Source organism: Clostridioides sp. ZZV15-6598 (assembly GCF_020657705.1).
Taxonomy (GTDB): Bacteria; Bacillota; Clostridia; order Peptostreptococcales; family Peptostreptococcaceae; genus Clostridioides; species Clostridioides difficile_F.
The window spans coordinates 1-2,371 of sequence record NZ_JAGWCS010000247.1 but is presented as its reverse complement, the minus strand read 5'-3'; the positions used below and the strand labels follow the sequence as shown (position 1 = coordinate 2,371).

3 protein-coding genes are annotated in these 2,371 nt (G+C 25.9%); all 3 read right to left on the bottom strand.

From position 1 onward, the window contains the following. On the bottom strand, window positions 1-221 hold a 221-nt coding region (gene mobB, locus KGF50_RS21200), incomplete at its 3' end, for a molybdopterin-guanine dinucleotide biosynthesis protein B (protein WP_227849894.1). A 23-nt stretch (window positions 222-244) separates the two neighbouring features. After that, the gene (locus KGF50_RS21195; RefSeq protein ID WP_227849893.1) at window positions 245-1,426 is read right to left on the bottom strand and encodes a molybdopterin molybdotransferase MoeA; all 1,182 of its coding nucleotides are present in this window, start codon (window positions 1,424-1,426) and stop codon (window positions 245-247) included. A gap of 252 nt (window positions 1,427-1,678) precedes the next feature. Further along, window positions 1,679-2,371, bottom strand: a 693-nt coding sequence (locus tag KGF50_RS21190; protein ID WP_227849892.1) for a hypothetical protein, incomplete at its 5' end; no start/stop codon positions are given.

Sequence of the window (2,371 nt, the reverse complement as noted above, 5' to 3'; positions counted from 1 at the left end):
ATATATGCTAACCTCTTATTTGATATTATACAAACTTTTCTCGCACCTGATTTTCTATGTTTATAAGTATCTTTACCTTCCTCATCTATCTCAAAATCATGGCATGTGTGTTTGATAACTCCAACATTATATCCTTCTTTACTTAATTCTTTTACTATACCTTCAATCAATGTAGTTTTACCTACTCCTGAATAGGAAACAATTGATAATATATTATACATAAAACTATATCCCCTTCATAAAACTATATAACAACGACATCTACTAATTGATTTTCTTTTATTGTTTCTCTCTTTTTTATCTTAATCATGCAATTACTTCTCAATGTTGCAGATAATCTAGCCTTGGCATCTTTTTTATCATTTAACTTAACATATAATTTACCTTCATCTGTATATAATTTTCCACTTACAAACCTATCATTATTTGAGAATTTGTTAAATTCTCCTTTAAATATAGCTTTTATATAATGATTGCTCTCCTTATATGTTAAATACTCTATCACAGGAACAACTACATTATCAAATACCACAATTGCTGCATGAGGATTACCAGAAAGTCCAAACAATATTTTTTCTCCCAATGTCGCTACATAGCAAGCCCCTCCAGGTTTAATATTTATCTTCCAAAACAATTCTTTTGCTCCTATGTTTCTAAATACATCTGGTATTAAATCTTTATCTCCAACAGATACACCACCTGTAGTAATTAAAAAATCTACATTTTCTAGCATATTCTTTACTTTTTTTTCTAACTCTTGTATATCATCAGAACAATTACATATTGTATTTGCTTGTATTCCAAGCTTTAGAAGCTTTGAATATAATGTATATCTATTACTATCATATATTTTACCATCCTCTAAAGTTTCACTTATATCTTGTAATTCTGTTCCTGTATTTAAAATACCAACTTTTAAATCATCATATACAGCTAATTTAGATATTCCAAGACTCGCTAATACTCCTATACCATCATACCCTATATTTTGATTTTTACTAATAATTAATTGACCTTTTTTTATATCCTCACCTTTAAATATATAATTGTCATATTCCTTTAGTTTTACATTTAAAGTTATCATGTCTTCTCTAATTGTCACATCTTCTTTCTTTACTACACAGTTTGCTCCCTTTGGAATTTTTCCACCAGTCATTATCTTCACTGCTTCATTTTTATTTAATATACCATCAAACACTTCTCCTGCATATAAGGTTCCTATGACCTTTAAATTTTTATTTTCAGAATTTGCATCATATGCATAACCATCATATGGTGACCTGTCAAATGGAGGACTATCAATTGTTGAATATATATCTTCTGCAACTACTTTATTTACTGCTTCTATAAGATTAACTCTCTTAATCCTACTTATTGGTATAACATTTTCTTCAATAATTTTTATGGCATCTGCTAATCCTATCATTTTAAATACACCCCAATATTTTTTTATTTAAAAACATCCTTAATGTAGTATAATTATAAATTACAATAAATCATTTTAGCTTATATTTAATTATAACTAATTCTTATCTATAAGTGCAGTTTAAATTTAATAAATCTTATAAAATCATCATTAATTGTATTAATTTCAATTTTATATATTTTATAAAAAAAAACTGTTTCAAGTTAGAAATTTACTTCTATCTTGAAACAGGCTTGTATGCTTTAAAATTCATTATTCTAATAAAGCTCCTTTTATTATTTTTATAACTTTATCGCTCTCAATAGTTTTTATAGACTTTATTTTATTGTCTACTATACTTATTGTAAGTATTTCTTTTTCTAATAATTTATTATCTTTCTTCAATCTATAACTCTTCACTACCCTATTTCCTTCATGGTTATATGCGGTTAAATTATAATTGGCATTACCCACGATTTCATTTATCCTAGATTCTTCAACTCCAATATACTCTACTAAATCAATATTTTTATATTCTTCTAAAGATACAGCTGATTTTTCACTATCATTTTTTTCAATTACAATCCCAGAATTTTCATCTAGAGCTACCATGCTTTGTGACGAAAAAGAATTTGTTTCAACATTAACAACTTTATTTTTATCAATGTTAATGTATAAAGCACTTCCATCTAATTCATTATTTCCAGTATATTTAGGGTAAACTAATGTCATATAACTTGATGTATTTATATCTTGCATTGTATTTGATTCTTTTAAATTCTTATTTTTTATATAATAAATTGTGTCATAAGGTATTCCCATATTCTTTATAACATATTTATAATCTTTATCCATCATTTCATTAACATCATTTTGAACTTTTGTCATAGTTTTTTGCTGTGTTGCTTTACTTGCTACTTGATTTTTTTCTTTAGTAGTTTCTTTATGACATCCAACAAGTACAAT

Excerpts from the sequence above, each read along its gene's own strand:
- KGF50_RS21195 (WP_227849893.1), bottom strand. The coding sequence starts at position 1,426 with ATGATAGGATTAGCAGATGCCATAAAAATTATTGAAGAAAATGTTATA.